This window comes from Ensifer sp. 22521, assembly GCF_052044795.1.
In the GTDB taxonomy this organism is placed as follows: domain Bacteria; phylum Pseudomonadota; class Alphaproteobacteria; order Rhizobiales; family Rhizobiaceae; genus Ensifer.
Genome location: NZ_JBQENM010000017.1, coordinates 63,886 through 84,250 on the forward strand (window position 1 = coordinate 63,886; position 20,365 = coordinate 84,250).

Annotated in this window: 21 protein-coding genes and 3 pseudogenes; 11 read left to right on the plus strand and 13 right to left on the minus strand. The window is 58.6% G+C overall.

Annotation, left to right across the window (positions count from 1 at the left end; translation table 11 throughout):
- Nucleotides 1–3: 3 nt before the first annotated feature.
- The 6 genes from ACTJKE_RS23900 to ACTJKE_RS23925 form a co-directional block, all read right to left on the minus strand.
- Complete coding sequence (locus ACTJKE_RS23900) at nt 4–2,325, minus strand: ABC transporter permease (RefSeq protein WP_245296128.1); 2,322 nt, start codon at nt 2,323–2,325, stop codon at nt 4–6.
- Nucleotides 2,326–2,376: 51 nt separating this feature from the next.
- Nucleotides 2,377–3,096: an ABC transporter ATP-binding protein gene (locus ACTJKE_RS23905; RefSeq protein WP_197423463.1), complete on the minus strand. Its 720-nt coding sequence runs from the start codon at nt 3,094–3,096 to the stop codon at nt 2,377–2,379.
- Between the two features lie 59 nt (nt 3,097–3,155).
- Nucleotides 3,156–3,599, minus strand: coding sequence for a baeRF12 domain-containing protein (locus tag ACTJKE_RS23910; RefSeq protein WP_440637416.1), 444 nt, complete (start codon nt 3,597–3,599; stop codon nt 3,156–3,158).
- A 44-nt stretch (nt 3,600–3,643) separates the two neighbouring features.
- Entirely contained in the window at nt 3,644–4,474 is an 831-nt protein-coding gene (locus ACTJKE_RS23915; protein WP_058327688.1) for a universal stress protein, read from the minus strand.
- Between the two features lie 68 nt (nt 4,475–4,542).
- Nucleotides 4,543–5,070: an Hsp20/alpha crystallin family protein gene (locus ACTJKE_RS23920; protein WP_058327687.1), complete on the minus strand. Its 528-nt coding sequence runs from the start codon at nt 5,068–5,070 to the stop codon at nt 4,543–4,545.
- A gap of 513 nt (nt 5,071–5,583) precedes the next feature.
- Nucleotides 5,584–6,540 (minus strand): glucokinase, encoded by a 957-nt coding sequence (locus tag ACTJKE_RS23925; protein WP_440692595.1) that lies wholly within the window; start codon nt 6,538–6,540, stop codon nt 5,584–5,586.
- 307 nt (nt 6,541–6,847) lie between these two features.
- On the opposite strand from ACTJKE_RS23925, the gene ACTJKE_RS23930 reads away from it, so the two are divergent.
- On the plus strand, nt 6,848–7,168 hold the full coding sequence (locus tag ACTJKE_RS23930) for a putative PEP-binding protein (RefSeq protein ID WP_058327684.1): 321 nt from the start codon (nt 6,848–6,850) through the stop codon (nt 7,166–7,168).
- Nucleotides 7,169–7,196: 28 nt separating this feature from the next.
- Here the strand turns inward: ACTJKE_RS23930 and ACTJKE_RS23935 are convergent, their stop codons facing one another.
- Together ACTJKE_RS23935 and groL are read right to left on the minus strand one after the other, a co-directional pair.
- On the minus strand, nt 7,197–7,514 hold the full coding sequence (locus ACTJKE_RS23935; protein ID WP_058327683.1) for an ATPase inhibitor subunit zeta: 318 nt from the start codon (nt 7,512–7,514) through the stop codon (nt 7,197–7,199).
- A gap of 25 nt (nt 7,515–7,539) precedes the next feature.
- A complete protein-coding gene (gene groL, locus ACTJKE_RS23940; protein WP_113514628.1) occupies nt 7,540–9,162 on the minus strand; it encodes a chaperonin GroEL in 1,623 nt (540 codons plus the stop codon).
- A gap of 202 nt (nt 9,163–9,364) precedes the next feature.
- On the opposite strand from groL, the gene ACTJKE_RS23945 reads away from it, so the two are divergent.
- Complete coding sequence (locus ACTJKE_RS23945; RefSeq protein WP_245296127.1) at nt 9,365–10,138, plus strand: universal stress protein; 774 nt, start codon at nt 9,365–9,367, stop codon at nt 10,136–10,138.
- Nucleotides 10,139–10,575: 437 nt separating this feature from the next.
- Complete coding sequence (locus tag ACTJKE_RS23950) at nt 10,576–12,105, plus strand: AAA family ATPase (protein ID WP_058327729.1); 1,530 nt, start codon at nt 10,576–10,578, stop codon at nt 12,103–12,105.
- Between the two features lie 1,155 nt (nt 12,106–13,260).
- On the opposite strand, the gene ACTJKE_RS23955 is transcribed toward ACTJKE_RS23950, so the two are convergent.
- On the minus strand, nt 13,261–13,452 hold the full coding sequence (locus ACTJKE_RS23955; protein ID WP_440637502.1) for a hypothetical protein: 192 nt from the start codon (nt 13,450–13,452) through the stop codon (nt 13,261–13,263).
- 141 nt (nt 13,453–13,593) lie between these two features.
- Nucleotides 13,594–13,992: a hypothetical protein gene (locus ACTJKE_RS23960; RefSeq protein WP_156436881.1), complete on the minus strand. Its 399-nt coding sequence runs from the start codon at nt 13,990–13,992 to the stop codon at nt 13,594–13,596.
- 281 nt (nt 13,993–14,273) lie between these two features.
- Here ACTJKE_RS23960 and ACTJKE_RS23965 point away from each other — a divergent pair.
- The 7 genes and pseudogenes from ACTJKE_RS23965 to ACTJKE_RS23995 all read left to right on the plus strand — a co-directional run.
- Nucleotides 14,274–14,411, plus strand: a pseudogene (locus ACTJKE_RS23965) (CBS domain-containing protein); the annotation flags it as partial.
- A gap of 111 nt (nt 14,412–14,522) precedes the next feature.
- Entirely contained in the window at nt 14,523–14,945 is a 423-nt protein-coding gene (locus ACTJKE_RS23970; RefSeq protein WP_245296131.1) for a BON domain-containing protein, read from the plus strand.
- Nucleotides 14,946–15,028: 83 nt separating this feature from the next.
- Nucleotides 15,029–15,247: a ChaB family protein gene (locus tag ACTJKE_RS23975; protein ID WP_058327679.1), complete on the plus strand. Its 219-nt coding sequence runs from the start codon at nt 15,029–15,031 to the stop codon at nt 15,245–15,247.
- Nucleotides 15,248–15,252: 5 nt separating this feature from the next.
- Entirely contained in the window at nt 15,253–15,594 is a 342-nt protein-coding gene (locus ACTJKE_RS23980; RefSeq protein ID WP_058327727.1) for a DUF5335 family protein, read from the plus strand.
- Nucleotides 15,595–15,676: 82 nt separating this feature from the next.
- Nucleotides 15,677–16,660, plus strand: coding sequence for a zinc-dependent alcohol dehydrogenase family protein (locus ACTJKE_RS23985; protein WP_440692680.1), 984 nt, complete (start codon nt 15,677–15,679; stop codon nt 16,658–16,660).
- Between the two features lie 106 nt (nt 16,661–16,766).
- Nucleotides 16,767–17,069, plus strand: a complete 303-nt coding sequence (locus tag ACTJKE_RS23990) for a hypothetical protein (protein WP_058327677.1) — start codon at nt 16,767–16,769, stop codon at nt 17,067–17,069.
- Entirely contained in the window at nt 17,066–17,512 is a 447-nt protein-coding gene (locus ACTJKE_RS23995; protein WP_440692597.1) for a type II toxin-antitoxin system VapC family toxin, read from the plus strand. The genes ACTJKE_RS23990 and ACTJKE_RS23995 overlap by 4 nt, the downstream gene beginning before the upstream one ends.
- Nucleotides 17,513–17,821: 309 nt before the next feature.
- Here the strand turns inward: ACTJKE_RS23995 and ACTJKE_RS24000 are convergent.
- Nucleotides 17,822–17,896, minus strand: a pseudogene (locus ACTJKE_RS24000) (site-specific integrase); the annotation flags it as partial.
- A 437-nt stretch (nt 17,897–18,333) separates the two neighbouring features.
- Nucleotides 18,334–18,585, minus strand: a pseudogene (locus ACTJKE_RS24005) (glutaredoxin domain-containing protein); the annotation flags it as partial.
- A gap of 54 nt (nt 18,586–18,639) precedes the next feature.
- Here ACTJKE_RS24005 and ACTJKE_RS24010 point away from each other — a divergent pair.
- Nucleotides 18,640–19,044: a MerR family transcriptional regulator gene (locus ACTJKE_RS24010; RefSeq protein WP_058327675.1), complete on the plus strand. Its 405-nt coding sequence runs from the start codon at nt 18,640–18,642 to the stop codon at nt 19,042–19,044.
- Nucleotides 19,045–19,125: 81 nt separating this feature from the next.
- Here the strand turns inward: ACTJKE_RS24010 and ACTJKE_RS24015 are convergent, their stop codons facing one another.
- Complete coding sequence (locus tag ACTJKE_RS24015; protein ID WP_058327674.1) at nt 19,126–20,361, minus strand: efflux RND transporter periplasmic adaptor subunit; 1,236 nt, start codon at nt 20,359–20,361, stop codon at nt 19,126–19,128.
- Nucleotides 20,362–20,365: the final 4 nt, after the last annotated feature.

Genomic DNA, 20,365 nt, shown 5'->3' on the forward strand with positions numbered 1-20,365 from the left:
CTTCTACTCCCTCGATTTCAACGCGCCGATCAAATCCAATTGATCGAGCCTCCGGCGTGCGACTGCGGCGCAGACCAATGCCGAGACAAGCATGATGATGGCGGCTTTGCCGTAAGTTGCATCGTGAAGAACGAGCGGCACACGGTAAAGTTCTGTCTCGAAGGCGCTCGTCATCCACCACGCCAGGCCAAAGCCGATCGCGGCGCCAAGCGGAACGGCGAGCCATGTGAGTAAACCGACTTCTCCAAGAAGGATGTAGGAGATCTCCCAGCGCGTGAAACCGAGTATGCGCAGTGTTGCAAGCTCCTGCGCTCGCTCGGAGAGGGCGATGCGGATTGAATTGTAGGTTACTCCGACGGAGAGCGTCATCGAAAACACAATGAAGAAGCCAATGAAGATGAAGATCGTTTCGCCCATCGTTTTGTAGAAAGTATCGATGGCAGCGCGGCGAAACTGAATGGAGGCTATGTCAGGCATGTCCTTGAGTGCTGCCATGAGGCCGGATCGGTCAGCCGTGTCGATGCGGATGTGCAGACCGCTTGCAACACGGCCGTCTCCGGCAAGGCGATTGAGCGCGCTTATGTCCATGTAGGCGGGCTTGCCGATGTAGGTCTCGAACACTTGAACCACGCGCATGCTGACTTGAGCTTGGCGCCCCTCCAGGAGCTTGATGATGACGCTATCGCCGATCTCAAGTTGGAGCAGTTCGGCGAGCTTGCGAGAGACGACCAGTCCGCCAGGCGGGACTTCGAGGCGCCCGCGCAAAACGTCGAAGACGGGACTAAGGAGAGCGTCACCCGGTACGCCGATTATGCCCTGGCGCTCGGCACGATGCCCGTGGCTGATGCGAGCGGACACGTAACGATAGGGCTCGGCCGAAAGCACGCCATGGAGGTTCTCGAAGTCCCCGACGGTCTTGAGAGGGTGGGGTTCGTTGAAGGCGATCGTCGCATCCTGGTGTTGCCCGCGTTCGAATACGGTTTCGGCAAGAGAGTCGATTGCGTCCACCCATTGGAGAGCCATGATCATGACCGCCGTCGACATCGCAAGTCCAATGCTTGTGAGCAATGCACGCCCCGGCCATCTAATGATCCGACGCAGGATCATGCGGGTCGGCTCGTCGATTGTTCCGGCGAGCGCGGTACGCGATGCGAACATGCGCCGATAAACCGCCGGCGAGGGGGGCTTCATGGCCTCAGCCGGCGGAAGCCGAACGGCACGATAGGTCGCCGTGAGGCTGCCTGCGAACGCTGCGGCCACACTGATTGTACCGGACACGACGAATCCAGCCGGGCCAGGACGATAGAGCAGGAAGGGAAAGCGGTAGAATTTGGTGTAGAGTTCGGTGTTCCAGTGGCCAAGCCATGCGCCGATGAGCGAACCGATCAGGATACCTGCAGTTCCTATTGCGAGCACGAGTTTGAAGTAATGCCATCCGATCGTCCAGTTCGTGTAGCCGAGGGCCTTCAGCAGGCCGATTTCCCGGCGCTCGGTATCGACGAGGCGTGCCATCACCAGATTCGTTAGGAAGGCGGCCACGGCAAGGAATACGGTCGGCATGACCCGGGACAGGTTCCTCTGTTGCGCGATTTCACTTTCGAGGAACCAGTTTGAAGTCTGGTCGGCCCGACTGTAGGCCCCGACGCCACCGTTTGGCCCAAGAATGTCATCGAGCCGTCGAATGATATCGTTGACATCAGCACCTGGCAGCAGGCTGAGCGCAACGCTATTGAAGGAGGCCTTGAGGTCGAAAGCGGCGGCCAAGGCGTCCCGGCCCATCCAAAGAATGCCGAAGCGCTCGTCATCCGGCATCAGCCCCCCCGGAGCGATCGCGTACACGAATTCAGGGCTGAGCGCGGTTCCCACGATCTGCAGTGTGCGCTTGCGACCTCGCAAGATGGCATCGAAACTGTCGCCGGGCTTCAACCGATGGGCTTCTGCAAAGGGCTCGCTGACGACAACCTCGTCAGGTCGGGTGGGGTCGACCAAACGTCCCGAACGGAGCACGAGCGCATTTAAGAGCTGGGGCCCTCGGTCGGGCAGGGAGATCACTTGCGCAACGACTGGCTCGAGATACCCGGCAACGTTGAGGATGGCGCGCTCGTCGATCCGTGTTTCCACAAGCCTGACACCGGGGATCTCCGTGATGTCCCGGCTGCGGTATTCGGGCACCCGTTTGGCATGAGCGAAAATATCGGCAAAGCGGGTCCGCTCATAGTAGGCGGTTGTCGTTTCCTCAAGTGCTTCGATGGTTGTCAGCGACATGATCAGCAGTGCCGTGCCTGAGGCGATCACCAACGCGATTGCCAGAAGTTGAACCTTCATTCTCCAGAGCTGTCGTAGTAGCTTTCGATCGAGGCTCGTCATGGCCGCCACTCACCAGGTGAGTTCGCCGGGCGCGCGTTGCGTTGTGTTGCATCGCGTTTCAACGATGCGCCCATCCGCAAAATAAAGGACGCGATTGGCGATTTCGGCGATCACGGCATTGTGGGTGATGAGCGCGGTGGTAGTGCCCAGCTCCCGATTGATCGTTAGGATGGCCTCGAGCACGAGAATTCCGGTCTTGCTGTCGAGAGCACCGGTTGGTTCGTCGCAAAGCAGCAAGTCGGGTCGCTTCGCGATCGCTCGGGCGATCGCGACCCGTTGCTGTTCGCCACCGGAAAGCTGCGCCGGAAAATGGTCAAGGCGATCGCGCAGCCCGACAAGTGTCAATGCGTCGGCGGGGGGCATGGGATCCCTTGCAATCTCCGTCACGAGAGCGACATTTTCGCGCGCAGTCAAACTCGGTATCAGATTATAGAATTGAAAGACGAATCCAACGTGGTCTCGTCTGTATTGATTGAGCGCACGTTCGCTGTCCATCGCGAGCGGCTCATCGCCAAAGCAGACTTGACCACGGGTGGGTTTGTCGAGACCGCCAAGGATATTGAGCAGGGTGGACTTGCCGCTTCCGGACGGTCCGAGCAGCACAACCAGTTCTGCCTTATAAAGGTCGACATCAACGCCGCGAAGGGCAGGAACCTCAACGGCGCCCATCCGATAGACCTTTGTGAGGCGGCGCGCCGAAAGGGCGACGGCCATCTTTTCGTCTTCCACCGATCACCCCTTTTGCTGCGCAGCGATTGGACGCGATCCTGACGCCAGCCGTTCAAGCTTCAACCGGAAAGGTATTTCTCGATATCCGAGACTTCGAATTTGACGAGGTCCTTTGCCAATTCCGCGCTGACTACGGACCATGCACGAGGGCCGAGCTGCTTGCGCAACTGGCCAAGCACGCGCCGGGGGCGCAACAAGCACGAGATTTTTGATGTCTTCGTCGCGTGCGAGAGCCGACAGTTTGCCTGCAACGTTGGCGACAAATCGCTCTTCGGCCTATTCGTGCCAGTCAGCCTGCTCAACCTTGCTTCGCGCAGCGCCGACCGACCGGTAGACCCTGCCCTCACGATCGCTTCCGAGCATTCGCGTCGGTGGTCAAGGTTTACGATGGAATCCATCGCAATAAAGTTGAGGAGTTCAGCATCCCCCGCATTGCGCATGTCAAGGGCGCAGCCCCCGTCGCATGCCAAAAACCAGCAATCGTGCGGAACTCTTGGTTTCATGGCTATGCCCCTTCTACCTGCGAACGTCTGGGACATCCATCCGTTCAATGCGCCATCAGGATTGGCAAATTTGCCTCCTTGAGCATGGATTTCGTGACGCCTCCGAGGATGAGTTCCAGCAGTTTGGAATGTCCATAAGCGCCCATGACAATCAGATCGGCGTTGATGTCCAATGCATGCCTTAACAGAGTGTCGGTCACGAAGTGGCCGGAGCTCGGCAAGGTCTCGACCGAGACGTTGATGCCGTGGCGCGCGAGATAGGTCGCGATGTCGGCTCCCGGCTCATCACCGCTCACTCTCGACGCAGCAACTGGGTCGACCATTGTGACGTGAACGGACTGAGCCATTTTCATCATTTCGAGCGCTTCCCTTGCGGCATGAGCCGCACTTGGGCGCGAATCCCACGCCAGCAATATCGTCTTCGGTCCCAATGTCGCGTTCGCGTCGCGCGGGACGAATATGACGGGTCGCCCCGCTTGGAAAAGCCCGCCGCTGACAACCTGCGACTTCAAGTCGTCGTTCGCAAAGACGCCGGGCCCGGCCACGACCAAGTCTGCGTAAATGGCTCGTTCACCGATGTCGTAGGCGGGGCCAGCGACTTCCGCGTATACACTGTCGACATCAAACGATAAATCGGTCGTTGCGAGGCGCTGCCGGAACTTGGTAACGCGTTCGGAAAGCTTCTCCAGGTTGCGCTCGCGAACTTCCAGCCAGCTGGGTGACAAGGTCTGATAGCGGCCAGTCGGCACGGGCGCCATGGTTACGAAAAGGGTGCTGAGATGAGCTCCCACCTCTCCGGCGAGCTTCGTCGCGACCTGGAGATCCTCGTCAGCTCGATCCTCGCCGAGCACATTCAGAATGGTTTTGTACGGCATGATTTCCTCCCGTTAGGCCGGCGCTCCGCTCTCGCAAGCGCCGCTTGCGAGAGCGGAGCGCTTGATTGTTAAGCGGATTTCACCTGGATTTTGCGATCGTTCTGTCTGGCCTCGTTGCTCTTGGGCAAAGTGACGGTCAAAACGCCTTTCGAAAAGGTGGCCGAAATGTCATCAGCTTTGACGCCTTCAGGCATTTTGAAAGTGCGCTGGAACGAGCCGTAGCGTCGCTCCGACAGTACGTATTCCTTGTCCTTTTCTTCTTTTGATTCCTGCTTTTCGCCGCGGATCGTCAGGTTCCCGTTGGAAACCTTCACCTCGATGTCCTTTTCTTCGATGCCTGGCAACTCGGCAGTGATCTCGTAGCTTGCCTCTTTTTCCACGAGATCGACGGCCGGCGCGATAGCCCAGGTCGGCATAAGAGATGCTCGCTGAATGTTCGTCGGGGAAAAGGAACGACGCCACAAGCTCGGGGTGAAGTCATCGAACAAACGGTCGATTTCGGTCCGAAGGCCTTCAAAAGGCAACCACGATTCCGGACGGGCCCGGGTTGCTTTTTCTTCTTCCTTGACGGGAAGTTTGGTTTCTGTCTCAGCCATGACTGCTTTCTCCTTTGGATGGACGTGGCGCGCGTGGTCGGCGACATGTGCGACAGAGGGGGCGGATCGACTTGGTTGCCGTCCCTTTGCTGACTGCTGCCGCCTGGCCAGCAGACGTCGCAATTAGACTGCGTTCGCGAAGGGAGCGCATTGACGGCCGTCAAAGCAGGAGTGTTGCTGCTTTTGATGAAGCGCAACGCCAGGCGCCGCCTCTCATGCCATGATTTCAATCGTGGTGGGCACTACGGGAATGGCAAGCCGGGATACACTGCATAAGATACAGGCGGCCCTGTTGAATTGGCTGCTGCTGATGCTGATCCTTTTCATGATCGCGTCACTCTTCAGCGTTCTCCTGATAAAGGGAGTTCTTCCGAAGGACAGGCAAGTGAACGTCGAGCCGTCTAGGGCTATGGCAGCAGCCTGCTGCGATTTGCCATTCTCAGGCCCGAAATCCTGACCCTTTGAGTTCGACCGTCTTGGAGCTTGGCCGATATTCGGCAAAGAGCAGGCGGCTCAGCCCAAATGACGTGCGAGCGCGACCGCCGCGCCTTTCAAGACCGCCTCGTCGCTGCGGATGAGGAGTATCGGTATTTGGGCAAGCCAGGACGAGCGTCGCCCCTTTGCTTCGAAAGCTGCCCGGAACAACTCCGCCTTTAGCCTTCTCTCCATTCTTCGTGGAATGGGGCCCCAGAGATAGATGCCACCCCGGGCATCATAGAGGAGAGCGATGTCACCTACAAACCTCGCCAGCCATGTGGCGAAACTGTCCGCGGCCTTCGCGGCCGCCGCGTCGCTCCCGTTTAGGGCCGCATCGATGATGTCGGAAGCCGACAAGCCGCGGATAGCCTGTCCAGCGCTTTCGAGCAGCAGTTCGTAGAGATGGGAAAGACCGGCATCCGACAGGAGGTTCTCGACCGAGACATAGTCCGTATCGCAGCGGATGCGCTCGAGAATTTCGAACTCCCAGCGCGTCTGGGGGGCAAAGGAGATGCTTCCCGCGTGAGTGCGATGCGTGCTCCACGTGCCATCGGCTGGGGTCAGAGATGTCACGCCCAGCGCCTGTCCGATGCTGATGATCGCCTTCGGCCATTTCGCTTCGACCTTTTGTCCGCTGATGACCTTGGTGTCGTGTGAAGTCAGATGCGGGAGAGCCAATGCCAGCGCGTCGAGGGCTTCGACCTTCAAAACAGGTACCGGTGAAGGCCCCCAATCGAGTTGTTTTGCCAAGTCGTGCTGAAGATGATCTTGGTCGGAAACCGGAGCGCCGTTAATTACCGCGATGCCGATTGCAGAGGAAGCCACGGGTATCGATCGGACGTAGGCCGCCACCGCGTCTGTCACGCAGGAGAAGGCGTTGTTCTCGAACTGTACGTAGTGATCGATCGATAGTCGGTCATAATCCGTGACCGCGAGGCGTGTGTGTGTCTCGCCTATGTCCGCGACGATTGCCTGACGTACCAACTTGCCCACCGCTGATCCCTCCTGTGTCGTTCTCAACATTTTGCCTAAAGTCCGCCGGATGCGCTTTGATGGCCGTCAAGGTCAGAGCCCTTTACTATTCACCCCGTTATCGGGATGGGTTCGTGCTGGAATGTCGTGCCATAAGACGGATTCGAGAGAAGATGGGCTTTGAAAATGTCGCGCAAATGATCCTTCTGTCGCTCCCCGCAAGAGGCAGAATAGGTGCTGGACGCAATGGCTGAGAACGGGTTGAAGCGCGGTAATGGGCTTGAAATCTACGTTATGTGCGTAATCCCTTCCAATCTGGCTGCGGAGTTTGCACGACTTCGATGGGTTTTCGATCGGGTTGAACGATCTGACCCAATTGACGCTTGGCATCGACAGGGACTGCGAGGGTCTTGCAGCCGTCTTTGATGAACAGGATCCCGCGGTAAGGTGGATGATCCGCAAGGTCATCGGCGACGCCAAGGCGGTAGGTGCCAAGATTGGCCTTTGCGCACAGGCACCCAGCGATCATCCCGGTTTCGCCGCCTTTCTCGTCGAGTGCGGCATCGACTCGATCTCGCTTACGCCCGACAGTTTCATTACTGTAAAACGCACGGTTGCGGCCGCGGAAGCGAAACGAGAAAAAAGGTAGAGGGTCGAGGTGAATGGAGCGTCTAGCTTCATCCCTCAGCTTCCAGCTGTTCGGCTGCCACAAACAGAAGCGCGCGCATTTTCTCCTGCAGCATCATCTTGTCGGCCACCACGTTGGCTGCACGCAGGTCGCCGAGTACCTTCAGCAACACGTCATCATCTCCCGGTTCGGTTTGACCGGCCGTGATTACCTCTTCGACATAGGCCGATGCGTCTGCGCGTCCGATAACCTGGGCCGCCCATTTTGCCAGAATGCGATTGCGTCGATCTCGAACCCTGATCGCCCTTTCGAAATCAAGGAAATACTTCTCTTCAAGAGCCTTTTGGCGTTCGTTCAATGCGGTCATCATGATGCTCCGACATGTTCTGGGGCTATGCTTGCATGCCGGCTTCGACAAGGCCGTCCTTTGCCGGCTCCGGTATTTCCGTTATGGTGGCTTCGGTCAACAATAGAACGCTTGCGACTGACACCGCATTTTCAAGCGCTACGCGGACGACCTTGGTGGGGTCGATTATGCCGGCAGACATCAGGTCGACATATTCCTTCCGTCCGGCGTCGAAGCCGTAGTTACCTTCCCCCTCCATCATCTTCGCCACTACAACGCCGCCATCGGTGGAGGAGTTTTCCGCGATCTGGCGCGCTGGAACTTCGAGGGCGCGCTTCAGGATCTGCACCCCCGTGCGCTCGTCGCCTTCACATGCCCCTTCCTCATCGGCAACGGCGTTCATGCATCGCAAGAGCGCAAGGCCGCCTCCTGGTAGAATACCTTCGGCTACCGCCGCCTTGGTTGCGCTGATGGCGTCGTCAAGCGCCTCCTTCTTCGACTTGAGTTCGGCTTCCGTGGCCGCGCCCACCTTTATGACGGCCACCCCGCCCGAGAGCTTTGCCAGCCGCTCCTCCAGTTTCTCGCGGTCGTAGTCGCTGGTCGTCGTGGAGATTTCCCGCCTGATCTGTTCGGAGCGGGCGTGGATTGCCTTCGTGTCTCCCGCCCCGCCGATGATCGTCGTTGTATCCTTCGTGATGACCACCCGTTCCGCACGACCAAGTTGTTCAGTTGTCACCGTTTCAAGCTTGATGCCCAATTCTTCGGAGATCAGCTGACCACCAGTGAGTATCGCTATGTCTTGAAGCAGCGCCTTTCTCCGGTCGCCGAAACCGGGTGTCTTTACGGCGCAGTTTCGAAGCGTTCCTCGCATCTGGTTGACGATGAGGGTGGCAAGCGCTTCCGTCTCGACGTCCTCGGCGATTATCAGTAAGGGGGTACCGGATTTGGCGATGCCCTCGAGTAGGCCGACACAATCCTTCAGCGACGTGATCTTGCGATCGAAAAGCAGAACAACAGGATTGTCGAGAGCCACTTCCATTCGCTCCATGTCAGTGACGAAGTAGGGCGAAAGATAGCCTCGATCGAACTGCATGCCTTCGAGTACATCAAGGACCGTCTCAGTTGATTTCGACTCCTCGACGCTGATGACCCCTTCGTCGCCGACCCGCTCCATTGCTTCCCCAATAAGGGTGCCGATGTGAGTGTCGTTGTGGGCCGAGATGGTTGCGACCTGCTCCTTTTCGCGCTTCGAAGACACAGGGCGCGAATTGCGCTTCAGTTCGGCAACCGCGCGCTTGAGCGCTCGGTCAAGACCTCGCTTGATATCGATCGCGCTTGCGCCGGCCACAACGTTGCGTAGGCCGTCGGCAAAGATCGCATGGGCAAGAATGGTCGATGTAGTCGTTCCGTCGCCGACGATTTCGCCGGTCTTTTCTGCCGCCTGCCGCAGCATCCGCGCGCCGAGATTTTCCTCGGGGTCTTTGAGATCGAATTCCTTGGCGATCGTCACGCCGTCATTGCAAACGATCGGTGAACCCCACTTTCTCTCAATCAACACGGCCTTGGATCGAGGTCCGAGTGTAACCCGAACCGCATCGGCAAGCTGAGCCGTTCCCTTCAGGATCTTCTCGCGCGCGGCCGAGTGGAAAAGGACTTGCTTGTGCGCCATGGCTCCGATCCTCCGTTCACGAATATCTAGCATGGACGGGGACGTGCGACCTTGATGGGCGTCAAAGACATCTTCATTCGCGCCGCCGCACCTTTGACGGTGGTCAAGGCGAGACCGATCGATTGGTGCTTTGATGAAGCGATCGAAGTCCCAAAGTGGGGTCGTAGCGATGATTTACAATACGATAATGGTAAGCTTGAGCATGCACGAAAGTGTTGCACGGCAGCTAAGATTTTCGCGTGACGTGGCGTCGCGCTTCGAAGCAACACTCATCGGTTTCGCAGCCGGCGACATTCGCATCATAACGGCAGCTCCCCCCGGCGTGGTCATGGACGATGAATTCATGCGTCTCGAAGCGATCGACATCGAACGCCGTCTCGAGGTTCTTCGGAGAGAATGCGAAGCGGAAGGTGGAGGCATGGATTTGCTACGAACGAGCGTTGGCAATCCAACGAAAGAGCTCGCTGCTGCCGCGCGCTTGGCGGACCTGGTTATAGCAGGCCTGTGGCAAGTCAGGAGCGAGCACGTTGATATCGGTGAACTGATCCATTCGGCCGGTCGCCCTGTCCTAATCCCCAGAGCCGATCTTGACCCGCTCGGCGCGCACAAGGTCGTCGTTGCCTGGAAGGATACGCGCGAGGCTCGGCGCGCAGTGGTCGATGCGATGCCGTTCCTCGTTCATGCTCGTGAGGTCCTTGTCGCATCAGTGGAGGAACAAGGGAAGCAACAGGTGTCGGAAACACTGAATGATGTCGTCGGCCATCTGATCCAGCACGGTGCGAAAGCCCGCGGAGAGATCTTCAGCTGCGATGCTCCTTCAGATGGCGAGGCCCTCATCAATATTACCAAGCAGTTTGGTGCAGATCTGATCGTTTCCGGAGCCTACGGCCACAGTCGCCTGCGCGAGTGGCTGGTGGGAGGCGTCACCCGATCCCTGCTGCGCGAAACCTCTCTCCATCGCTTGATGTCGTCCTGAGCCAAGCGCCAAGCGGTTCGCGCGAACGTTATCAGAAAGGGGGAAAACAGTGAGTTCGGTGCCCGCCCTGGATGCGAAAGCTCGCTTTCCCAGCAACCGGGCATCATATCCTGATTGGCCATCGAGGATCGAAGCCAGGGAGACGCATATGTCGTGGCGTCGAATTCGCGCGCCTTGATGATGAGATAGCAAACTGTATCGGGCGAGATCGACAGGTTCCTCGCTCATCTGAATTCTCCAAGCTTTCAGATTTGCCCCGCTCTCGTTTTGCCACAATAAAGGGCGCTCAATTCCGCGGGCCGTACACGCCCACCCTCTTGTTCATCGTCGCAGAATTGATCAGCGTCAACGCGACAACGGCGGATGGCGAGCATGATAGCGATGCTCTGATGGCGCGGATCCCCGGCCGCCGCCATTCGCCACTCAAGCGAGGCAACATGCTCGTTCAGGACCAGACCAATGCCATAGCATTCTTGGGCGACCGGCATACGCACGGAAGCGATGAGATCGAACACATCGAGACTCATATCTCGCATATTTTTCTCGCTCACGATCGAGCTTTCAAGATGAAACGCGCCGTCAAGCTTCCGTACGTTGATTTTTCTACGCCGGAGTTGCGGCTGGAAGCCTGCAAACGGGAGGTTCGCCTGAATGGGGTCACGGCTCCCAGCCTATATCTTGGCGTCCGAACGATCTCGCGCGACCAGGCGGGCAAGCTTCACTTTGGGGACGGCGAGCTTGTCGAGCCGGTTGTCGAGATGGTTCGCTTTAATCAAGACGCGCTGTTCGATCGTATGGCCATGGAGGGACGACTGAACGCGAAAATAATGACCCAAGCGGCGCGCATGATCGCCCGTTACCACCAGGGCGCGCCTGTCGTTCATGGGAGTTCGGGATCTGCAAACATTGGCGCAGTGCTCGCCATCAACAGAGCTGGCTTTGCCACCAGCCGTGTCTTCGACGAAACCGAAGTCGCAACGATCACTCAGCGCTTCGAAGAAATACTGAAAGAGAATGCGTCGCTTCTTGATGGCCGAGAGGCATCCGGCAAAGTCAGGCTTTGCCATGGGGATCTACACCTGCGCAACATATGTCTCATTGGGGGTGAACCTTGCTTATTCGATTGCATCGAGTTCAATGATCAGATTGCTACAGTCGACACGCTCTATGATCTGGCGTTCCTTTTGATGGACTTGTGGCACAGAGGGTTCCCGCAATTTGCCAACCTGGTCATGAATCGCTACCTCGATGAAACGGACGACGATGACGGGTTTGTGCTTTTGCCCTTCTTCATGGCCATAAGGGCGGCCGTCAGGGCCCACGTGATCGCCACCCATGTTGCCGAGGGCGGAAACGCAGCCGATCTCGAGTCCGACGCACGTTCATATTTTGAGTTGGCCCGCTCGCTCCTCACAAAGGTTCAACCGCGCCTCATCGTGATCGGTGGCTTCAGCGGCTCGGGTAAGACGACCGTAGCGGATGCGCTGGCCGCGCTGCTTGGCGCCCCTCCTGGCGCTCGTATTATCGAGAGTGACCGCATTCGCAAGGCGTTGCACGGTGTTTCAGCCGAGGTGCATCTCGATGCGGATGCCTATCGGCCAGATGTCTCCGACAAGGTATATTCAGAGATAGTTCGCCGCAGTCTCGCGATAACAAAGGCCGGCGGGTCTGTTGTCGCTGATGCCGTGTTCGACCGTCTGGAAAACCGCCAGCTTATCGAGGTTGCGTCTACGGCCGCAGGCAACCGGTGCGAGCCTGTCTGGCTGCAAGCCGACGTGCGGGTCTTGCAGCAGCGCGTTTCCAGCAGGCACGAGGGGCCTTCCGACGCGGATCTGCGCGTTCTGGCTCGGCAGTTGTCCGGTGGGCAAACGCCACCTGCTTGGCGCGTGATCGATGCGCAACAGCAGGTTGGCGAGATTGTTCGGGAGATCCTCGAACCTGGAAAGGTCGGGCGGGCTTGGGGATGACCGACATGCTTGCCGCGTCAGTTGAAGACAAATTCCCGCCTGTGGTTGGGCCATGAAGATCGCATTTCTTGCCTCCCCGAGACCAGTTGCACAGGAGGCGCTTGAGCAATTCGTCAGCATACGGTCAGAACACGATTTCAGATGCCGACTATGTCGTAACGATAGGGGGCGACGGTACCAATGCGGACGAAAGGCTCGATTGGATTTCTTTGCAATCCGTTGCAGCTGTCCGATCTGGTGAACCGGATGAGCAACGCCATCCCCCTTGATCTGCCGGTGCGAGCCGATGTCACCCGATTGGGAGGCCAGCGAACGACTGTCTTTGCAATCAACGAGATTGTGCTTACTTACAGCGCCTGCAACAGGGGCATGTCAAACTGACTGTGGACGGAGAGAGTTCCACAGCGACGATTGCCGGCGATGGTTTGGCGCTGGTAACGCCACTCGGAAGCACGGGCTATAACCAATCGCTTGGCGGTCCACGCCTGCCTCTCGGCTCACATCTTTGGCGTTGACGGGCATCGCGCTTACACCCGGATCCCGTGGCATCGCTCGATCTTGCACGAGCACATCATCCTCGACATAGAGGTCGTCGAACCCGAGCATCATCCCGTTCAAGTCGAGACCGTTATTGAAACCGTACCCGACATCTGTCGGGCGCGCCTCGGTTGCAGCGGCCACTGCAAGACCACTCTTCTGCTGGATAGGGACGTGTTGAGTTCGCTAACGGCACTTCACGGCCACCATCGCTGAGCTGAAACCCTTTCTTCAGTCCTGTTCGACTGAACGCGTCGAAATTGGTCCGTTGACAGCAACATTTTCATTCGGGGCGCGTCTTTAGCCGGTACCGCTAAGCGGCTTGCGTTTGACGCGCCCACTTCGACGTCAAGAAGCGCAATGTGGAGATCGAGGCACGACGCATCAAGGTGGATGTCCTTGATGGAGGCAGGGTCATGTTGGCGGGGCAAGACTATTCCTGGTGCGAGCGAAGAGCCGCGGAACGCGCCATGGGCCGCCGCAGGCGTAAACGGGGTCGATGACCGACCTAACTGTCGGTTCGCACTGTCTTCGGCCACCGGTCTACGCCAGAGTGGTGAACGAAGAACATAGGCCGCTCTCCGCGTTCTGGTCGCTTGCTCTCGGCCCTCACAGTCGCTATCGCTGCGACTTGATGTAGGCGGCCAGATCAGCAATTTCGGCGCGTGTTAATGAGAGATCGGGCATCCGCGAGTGCTGAGGCGCCGACAGGAATGCCGACAAACGTGCAATATCGAATTTCTCCGATTTCTTGATTTCGGAGAATGTCGGAACGTTATCTGATCCGCGTTGCTGTCCGGGAGCTATCACGTGACATTCACTGCACCATCGACTGGCGATGGCGCGACCGCGCGCAAGATCGGCCGCGCCGCTTTGATTGCTGTGCAGCAACAAGAAGACGGCGGCAACCTGTAAGGTCCTGGTTCGCGCCCATGGTGAGGCCGCCGGCACTTACATTACCCCCTGGGCGGCCATGTTTTCGACGAGACGTTTCTCGTCGCCGTGAAGACGTGTGACCGTCTTCCGTAGGGAGGTCGAGCCCATCTCCGCGAAGCGCGCTCCTCCTTTCACGTAGTCGAATAGCGCGTCTTGCCAGAAGGTGCACCATACGTCGAACAGGTCGCTTTGGTGATCGGGCGATTGACAATCTTCTATCAAGCGCAAGTCGCTGTTGAGACGGTTTTGCAGGAACTTCAACGCCTCAATCTGGCAGCGAAGGGTGGCCTCAATGGCCGCTGTCTGCATATGCCCGAGCGACCACAAGGAACCGGCCGCTTCGATCGAGGGGATTGCGGGTGAGGGAACGAACCAAAAAGGCGCGCTTGATTGATGCTGATTTGTTCGTTGCAAGTTCATCGCTCCAGTTGCTTTAACCTTTGCAAACCTTGGTCAAAAAGCCCAATTCCGGTGGCGGAGCAGGACGCCAAAACGGTCGGGACCTTCATCAGTAAGCTATCGAAGCCCACCACCCTCGTCCTTGATACCGATCAAAGCTTATTCATGTGGTGATGGTCGAATCTTCGGAAGGGTCGCTCTCTCTTGATCGGCGTCAATCTTTGATGCCAGCCGTTGAGTTATACTGCGTGGGTCCTGATATTCTTACGGGGTCGCAAATGCATGCTGCGGACATCATGACTCGAAGGGTCTTAACCATAAGCCCCGAGCATAGTGTGCGGTATGCCACGCGACTGATGCTCGACAATCGGCTTAGCGGCTTGCCAGTCTGCGATAACGAGGGAAACCTCGTCGGTATCTTGTCCGAGGGGGATTTGCTGCGCCGCTGCGAGTTGGTATCGGCAACGATTAGAGAAACAGGCAACGGTCCTCAACAGGATCCCGAAACTTACTTCAAGGCACACAGCTGGCGCGTCGGAGACGTGATGACCAAAGACCCGGTAACGGTAGAGGCGGACGCATCGGTGGGCGAAATTGCAGCGCTGATGGCGGCCCGCTCCATTAAGCGTGTGCCGATTGTTCAACTGGGCCGCCTGATTGGGATTATTAGCCGTCGCGACATTCTCGAGGTTGCACTTTCGGCCAAGCCCGAGAGATTTGCCGCCGGTGACGAAGCCATCAAGCGCGCGGTGCTGGCGCGTCTCTCATCCGATCTCAATCTTGATGCAGGCGCTATCGACGTAAAAGTGAAGAGCGGCGTCGTTGTCTTGTGCGGCAGTGTCGAAAGCGGCGTCAAACGTCTGGCTGCTCGTGTTGCTGCAGAAGCGGTGTGCGGAATGGGGTGCGTGAGAAATGAACTGCGCGTCACCAACGATGCCGACTGTAAAGTTTCCGGGCCTGGAGGGTGAAACGATGCCCCGTTCGTGCGATAGCACTCAACCCAATGTGAACCGACATTTTCGGCCGTAAATGACAGGTAGAGTGGCGGCCAATGCCCTATGCTTCCAACCTCGACCTGCCGGCATCACTGTGGCGCGTCTTGCCAGGCCATGCACCCGAGGCATTCAATCACGCCTTTGTCTCTCACCAAGACGATCCGCGCCAGGAAGAGACCTCGCATCGAACAGCTTGGGGCGCCGTGAAACGGCGATATGTGAAGGTCGGGGATGGCTCGCTTGCGCGCACCCCGGCCGCTGACCAAAAGGAGTGATGAACATGACCAGTCGCATCTTGGATCGGTCCGAGTGGCATATCTTTTTTGATCGCATGGCAAAGGCCCTTCGAGGGAAGCGTGCGCAGGTCGAGATTACCGGCCTTCGACTGGGTGACCAAATCCAGACGAAATCTGTTCCGTTGTTGGGCATCACGTTCGATCCCAAGGGTGATCTGCTCGAGATTGCTATGGAGGGATTGGATCATCTCATTCACAAGCCCACCAGCATCGCTATCCTCGAAGAGGTCGATGGGCTTAGTGGTCTGGAGATCGTGGATTCAGAAGAGCACCGCCAAATTGTCACCCTGACGAGCCCGCTTAGGCTTTCCGCGCCACGGGATTGAGCAGGAGGATACGAGGATACGATCTTGCCCCGAATGCGGCCAGGAGGTCTTGGCCCGTCTTGAGGAGGAGTTGAGGTGGGCGATGAAGGCGATGGTACTTGAAAAGCCTGGGACACCCCTGGTCATGAAGACCCTTGCCGACCCGCGCCCAGGTCCTGGCGAAATCCGCATACGTGTGGAGGCTTGCGCCGTTTGTCGCACTGACCTCCACGTGGTCGACGGAGAACTCGATCATCCGAAACTTCCCCTGATACCCGGACATGAAATCGTCGGAGTTGTCGAAACTATCGGCGCCAATGCCGATCGGACTCTTCTTGGAAGGCGAATTGGCGTGCCGTGGCTGGGCTTTACCTGCGGACATTGCTGCTATTGCCGTGCCGGCCTGGAGAACCTGTGCGACAAGCCGCTCTTCACGGGGTTTACCCGCGATGGCGGGTTTGCCACCCACGTTGTTGCCGACCAACGGTTTTCCTTCAAGCTTGAGCTTGCGGAAGACCCGGTGGCTGCTGCGCCGCTTCTCTGTGCCGGCCTTATTGGCTGGAGGTCGCTTAAAAAGACTGGAAGCGCAAAGCGCATCGGTCTTTTTGGCTTTGGTGCTGCTGCCCACATCATTACCCAGATCTCAATATGGCAGGGGCGCGAAATATATGCCTTCACCCGGCCCGGTGATGTTTCGACCCAACGCTTCGCGATCGGTCTCGGCGCAATCTGGGCCGGTGGTTCGGACGAGGCGCGTGACGGGTCGCTTGACGCCGCCATCATCTTCGCGCCAGTGGGCGATCTCGTGCCGACGGCGCTGCGTGCAGTGCGCAAGGGAGGGCGCGTAGTGTTTGGTGGCATACATATGAGCGATATCCCTCAAATGTCCTATTCGCTTCTTTGGGGTGAACGTGAAGTCGTTTCGATCGCAAACTTGACGCGGGCAGATGCGCTCGAGTTCTTTCCTGTCGCTGAAAGAGCTCGGGTGAAGACCCACACGGTTGTCTATCCCCTCGAAAAAGCGAACAAAGCCCTCGAGGATCTTCGCCGCGGCAGACTGAACGGGGCAGCCGTCCTAGTTCCGTAAACTGGAATGAAGAGCGGGGAGGGCCGTCCGCCTGCGCCATCGCTGACATCCCTTGCTTGCAAGGCCGATATCGGATATATATCCTGATATAACACGGAGGCTGGCCATGAGCAATGCCGCACAGAAGAGAGCGATCCAGAATTACCGCGCGCGCTTGACGCAGCGCGGCTACAAGCGCTTCGAGGTCATGGCGCTCGAATCCGACCGCGAGCTGATCCGATCCCTTGCACGGCAACTGGCCGAGGAGGGACCTAAAGCGGATCAGGCGAGGCAGGCAGTGAAGGCTCTCGTTGCAGGTGAGCCGCCGAAAGTCGGTGGTGTCCTGTCGGCGCTCCGACGCTCGCCACTTGTCGGCGCTGATCTCGATCTGTCTCGTCCGCGCGAGGAAGGGCGCAAGGTCGATTTGTGACACGTTATCTCCTCGACACGAACATCTTCAGCAATATCGTCAAGCCGCGACCTTCGGAACTGCTGCTCGCTTGGTGGGCTGAGCAGCGCGACGAAGATCTGTTCGTCGCCTCGCTGACAATTGCCGAAATTCGACGCGGCATTCTGGAAAAGCCCCGCGGCAAGAAGCGGGACGTGCTTGATGCCTGGTTCTCTGGGCCGGAAGGCCCGCAGGAATTGTTCGCCAATCGTACCCTTCCGTTCGACGACAAAGCAGCCCTGATCTGGGCGCGATTGATGGCCGAAGGCAAAGCCACAGGTCGTCCGCGCAGCGCGCTTGACATGATCATCGCTGCCGTCGCGGGGGCCAACGATTGTGTGGTGGTCACGGACAACGAAAAGGACTTCAAGGGGCTCCAGATCGTCAACCCTTTGCGACTTGGAGCCGGAGGGGACGAGAAATGACGGCGACTGCGCCTGCTCCGACAGTATACGAACTCATGGGTCTCACCGAAAGCGGCGGCGTTGGCGATCTGCTGGCTGACCTTGATCAAAAGTAGGGGCGCATCCGGCTTCAAGCGTTGATCTCCGAATGGCGTCGTGTTGACCGGATCGGGAACCTCGGTTTCCGCCGGCGGAAAAACCATGGCCAATCTCGAGGTTGCGGTCTTCGAGACCATTGAAGCATTTTCCGATCGGCCCACCTCGATCACTCCTATCATCAAAGCGCGACGATGAAGCTGGGGTGGGGGCACGCGGCGGATCGCGTTGGAGCTGGGTCGCCGGAGACAGATTGCGGACCGTCATGTCCTCGATCATCCGGCGGCGAAGAGGGCTAAGCTCAGCCATCTGGACCTCCTGTCTGAAGGGTGGGTTGCAACACCACCATCCAATCAGTCAGGAGGCTCCGCTCAAAGTCGGCCCCATTCGCCGCGATAGCGGCTTAGTTCAATCCCAAAAATCGCCCGCTCGCTAAAATCTGCCAAAGTAGTGCTAGACTAGTGCTACACCTCAAAGTTCCATAATAACTCTTACGCGATAATGGCCTGTAGCGGCAGTTTAGAGATGCGACATATAGGCCAGTTAGAGATGCGACAGTCGTCGCCTCTTGGGATGCTGGTCAAACGTCAGCGTTTGGAAGGAAGACTGGCGACGTGAAGTGTGGCTGAGCCCAACAGCGTTCGGAGTCGTCATGTCTTGTTTGATCGTCATGTCGCAGAAAGAATTGCATCGCCTTGAACTCATTCAGCGGATTCGCGGTGGCAGCCTGAGTGTCGTCGAGGCGGCCGAGTTGCTTCGTCGTAACCGCCGACCCTGTTTTCCCCTATGAAGACCTGCGGTGTGGTCGCCACGCCATGCTGCGCCTTGAAAGTGTCCGTCTCTTCGCGCGTCGTCAAATGACGGTCGTCCACTTCGTAGCCCGACCGCTGCAACGGGTCCTTCGCCTTCAATCCGTACGGGCAGGTATGCTCCGCCATCACCATGCGATAGAGCACGGCCTTCTTGGAGAGATTTCCGGGGTTTGTCCTGTCCAACATTTCACGTCTCCTTGTCTCTTGTGAAACTGTTGGCACGACAATACGTTCCGTACTATGGTACGGAGCCAAGAGCCCATGGAAATGACAATCGGAAAACTTGCGGCAGCCGGAGGCGTAGGCGTGGAGACGATCCGCTACTATCAGCGGCGGGGCTTGTTGGACACGCCACGAGGGTCGCAGGGAGTCCGCCGCTACAGGGACCAGGATCGACGGCGGCTGCTGTTTATCAGACAGGCACAGACGGCTGGTTTCACGCTTGAGGAGATCAAGGAGCTTCTCGATCTGGATTCCGGCGAAGACAGGGATCGAGCGCGGAACCTCGCGAGGAACCGCATCGATGCTCTGGACACCAGGATCGCCGAACTTCAGCGCGCGCGGGAAGCATTGCAGCGACTCGTCGGGGAGTGCGCGGCGGACAAGTCTGGTCCCTGCCCGATCCTTGGATCCTTTGATTTGTAGTGCCGAGCTCTTTCCATCCTCAGTTCACCGAGGTGACCAGCTCGGACCCGAGCGCTCTGGAGCGGTGCGGACCCGGTGTCGTCAGCGGGGCTCCCGATCCGCGACCGCCGTGCCGTCGACTACGCGGTCGCTCGGATGCAACACGACCCGATCACCCGGCGAAAGCCCGGATAGCACCTCCACCAGTTTGCTGTTTCGCTGCCCAGTGCGCACGACCGTGGCACGGGCACGACCGTCCTTGACCGCAAAGACGGCCCAGTCGTCCCCTCGCCGGAACAGGGCACTCACAGGTAATGTAAGTGAATCTTTGGATTCCCAGATGGCCACGTGAACGATGACGCGGAAGTCGTGACCCAGCCGTGCCCAGGATTCGGGTGGATCGACGAGATCGATCACAGTGCCGACGCGCTGTTCCTCGATCCCGAGAGCGGAGACTTTGGCGAAGCCGGCTGGGTCGACGCGTATCACGCGGCCGCGCAGGACCGGTCCACCCCAGCCATCAATGGTGACCGCAGCGCCGGCCCTGATCTGGACGGCCTCGGTGGAGAGGAAATCCGCGACGATCTCGAGATCCCTCGGATCGCCGATCTGAACGAGTGGCGCTCCAGCCTGAACAACCGCTTCGTCCTCCTGGACGATCCTGAGCACACGGCCGCTTTCGGGCGCGCTGATCTTAACGCAGCAGTCCTGACTGGTGCCGGTATCCGTTCCTGACTCGAGAAGGCGCGCCGACGCCACCGCCTGCTCCCGACGTCGCACCTCGAGCTGTGCCTTCGCCGTCGCGAGCTGGGCCTCGATCGTCTCAAGATCGAACCTCGCCTTTTCCAGATCCCGTTCGGGAATCGTGTTGCTGCGTGCGAGCCCCTCCGCGCGCGCAAACTCAGTACGAGCGAAGCTGACCGCTGCGTCGATGCGACGTATCTCCGCCTCAGCCAAGGTTACGACGGCGTTTGCGGCGATGAGCGCAGCATCCAGTTCCGCGCGAGAGCGGACATCGAGCAGACCGGGAGCCATCGGCTGCATGACCGCGACGATCGTCCTGCCCCGGACCACTTCGTCGCCGACGTGGAGAGAAGTCCCATCATGGCCATCAGGCCGGGATATCCGCAGAACCCTTCCGGCCACCGGCGCGGAGACGGTGTAGACATGCCGGACGCTTGTTCTTGCCTCCTCGTCAGCCGTCACCGCCATCGGGCCCCTCGCCGCCCGTGCGGTGTCGACGGGAATCGGGCGCGGCCAGGCGAGCCACGCGACAGCGACCGCCGCCACGCCCATCGCTCCAAGCCACCCGACCCGTTTCAACCAGTTCCGCTGCATGGTC

Excerpts from the sequence above, each read along its gene's own strand:
- ACTJKE_RS23900 (WP_245296128.1), bottom strand. The coding sequence starts at position 2,325 with ATGAAGGTTCAACTTCTGGCAATCGCGTTGGTGATCGCCTCAGGCACG.
- ACTJKE_RS23910 (WP_440637416.1), bottom strand. The coding sequence starts at position 3,599 with ATGAAACCAAGAGTTCCGCACGATTGCTGGTTTTTGGCATGCGACGGG.
- ACTJKE_RS23915 (WP_058327688.1), bottom strand. The coding sequence starts at position 4,474 with ATGCCGTACAAAACCATTCTGAATGTGCTCGGCGAGGATCGAGCTGAC.
- ACTJKE_RS23920 (WP_058327687.1), bottom strand. The coding sequence starts at position 5,070 with ATGGCTGAGACAGAAACCAAACTTCCCGTCAAGGAAGAAGAAAAAGCA.
- ACTJKE_RS23935 (WP_058327683.1), bottom strand. The coding sequence starts at position 7,514 with ATGACCGCATTGAACGAACGCCAAAAGGCTCTTGAAGAGAAGTATTTC.
- groL (WP_113514628.1), bottom strand. The coding sequence starts at position 9,162 with ATGGCGCACAAGCAAGTCCTTTTCCACTCGGCCGCGCGCGAGAAGATC.
- ACTJKE_RS23945 (WP_245296127.1), top strand. The coding sequence starts at position 9,365 with ATGCACGAAAGTGTTGCACGGCAGCTAAGATTTTCGCGTGACGTGGCG.
- ACTJKE_RS23950 (WP_058327729.1), top strand. The coding sequence starts at position 10,576 with ATGCTCGTTCAGGACCAGACCAATGCCATAGCATTCTTGGGCGACCGG.
- ACTJKE_RS23970 (WP_245296131.1), top strand. The coding sequence starts at position 14,523 with ATGACCAAAGACCCGGTAACGGTAGAGGCGGACGCATCGGTGGGCGAA.
- ACTJKE_RS23975 (WP_058327679.1), top strand. The coding sequence starts at position 15,029 with ATGCCCTATGCTTCCAACCTCGACCTGCCGGCATCACTGTGGCGCGTC.
- ACTJKE_RS23980 (WP_058327727.1), top strand. The coding sequence starts at position 15,253 with ATGACCAGTCGCATCTTGGATCGGTCCGAGTGGCATATCTTTTTTGAT.
- ACTJKE_RS23985 (WP_440692680.1), top strand. The coding sequence starts at position 15,677 with ATGAAGGCGATGGTACTTGAAAAGCCTGGGACACCCCTGGTCATGAAG.
- ACTJKE_RS23990 (WP_058327677.1), top strand. The coding sequence starts at position 16,767 with ATGAGCAATGCCGCACAGAAGAGAGCGATCCAGAATTACCGCGCGCGC.
- ACTJKE_RS24010 (WP_058327675.1), top strand. The coding sequence starts at position 18,640 with ATGGTACGGAGCCAAGAGCCCATGGAAATGACAATCGGAAAACTTGCG.
- ACTJKE_RS24015 (WP_058327674.1), bottom strand. The coding sequence starts at position 20,361 with ATGCAGCGGAACTGGTTGAAACGGGTCGGGTGGCTTGGAGCGATGGGC.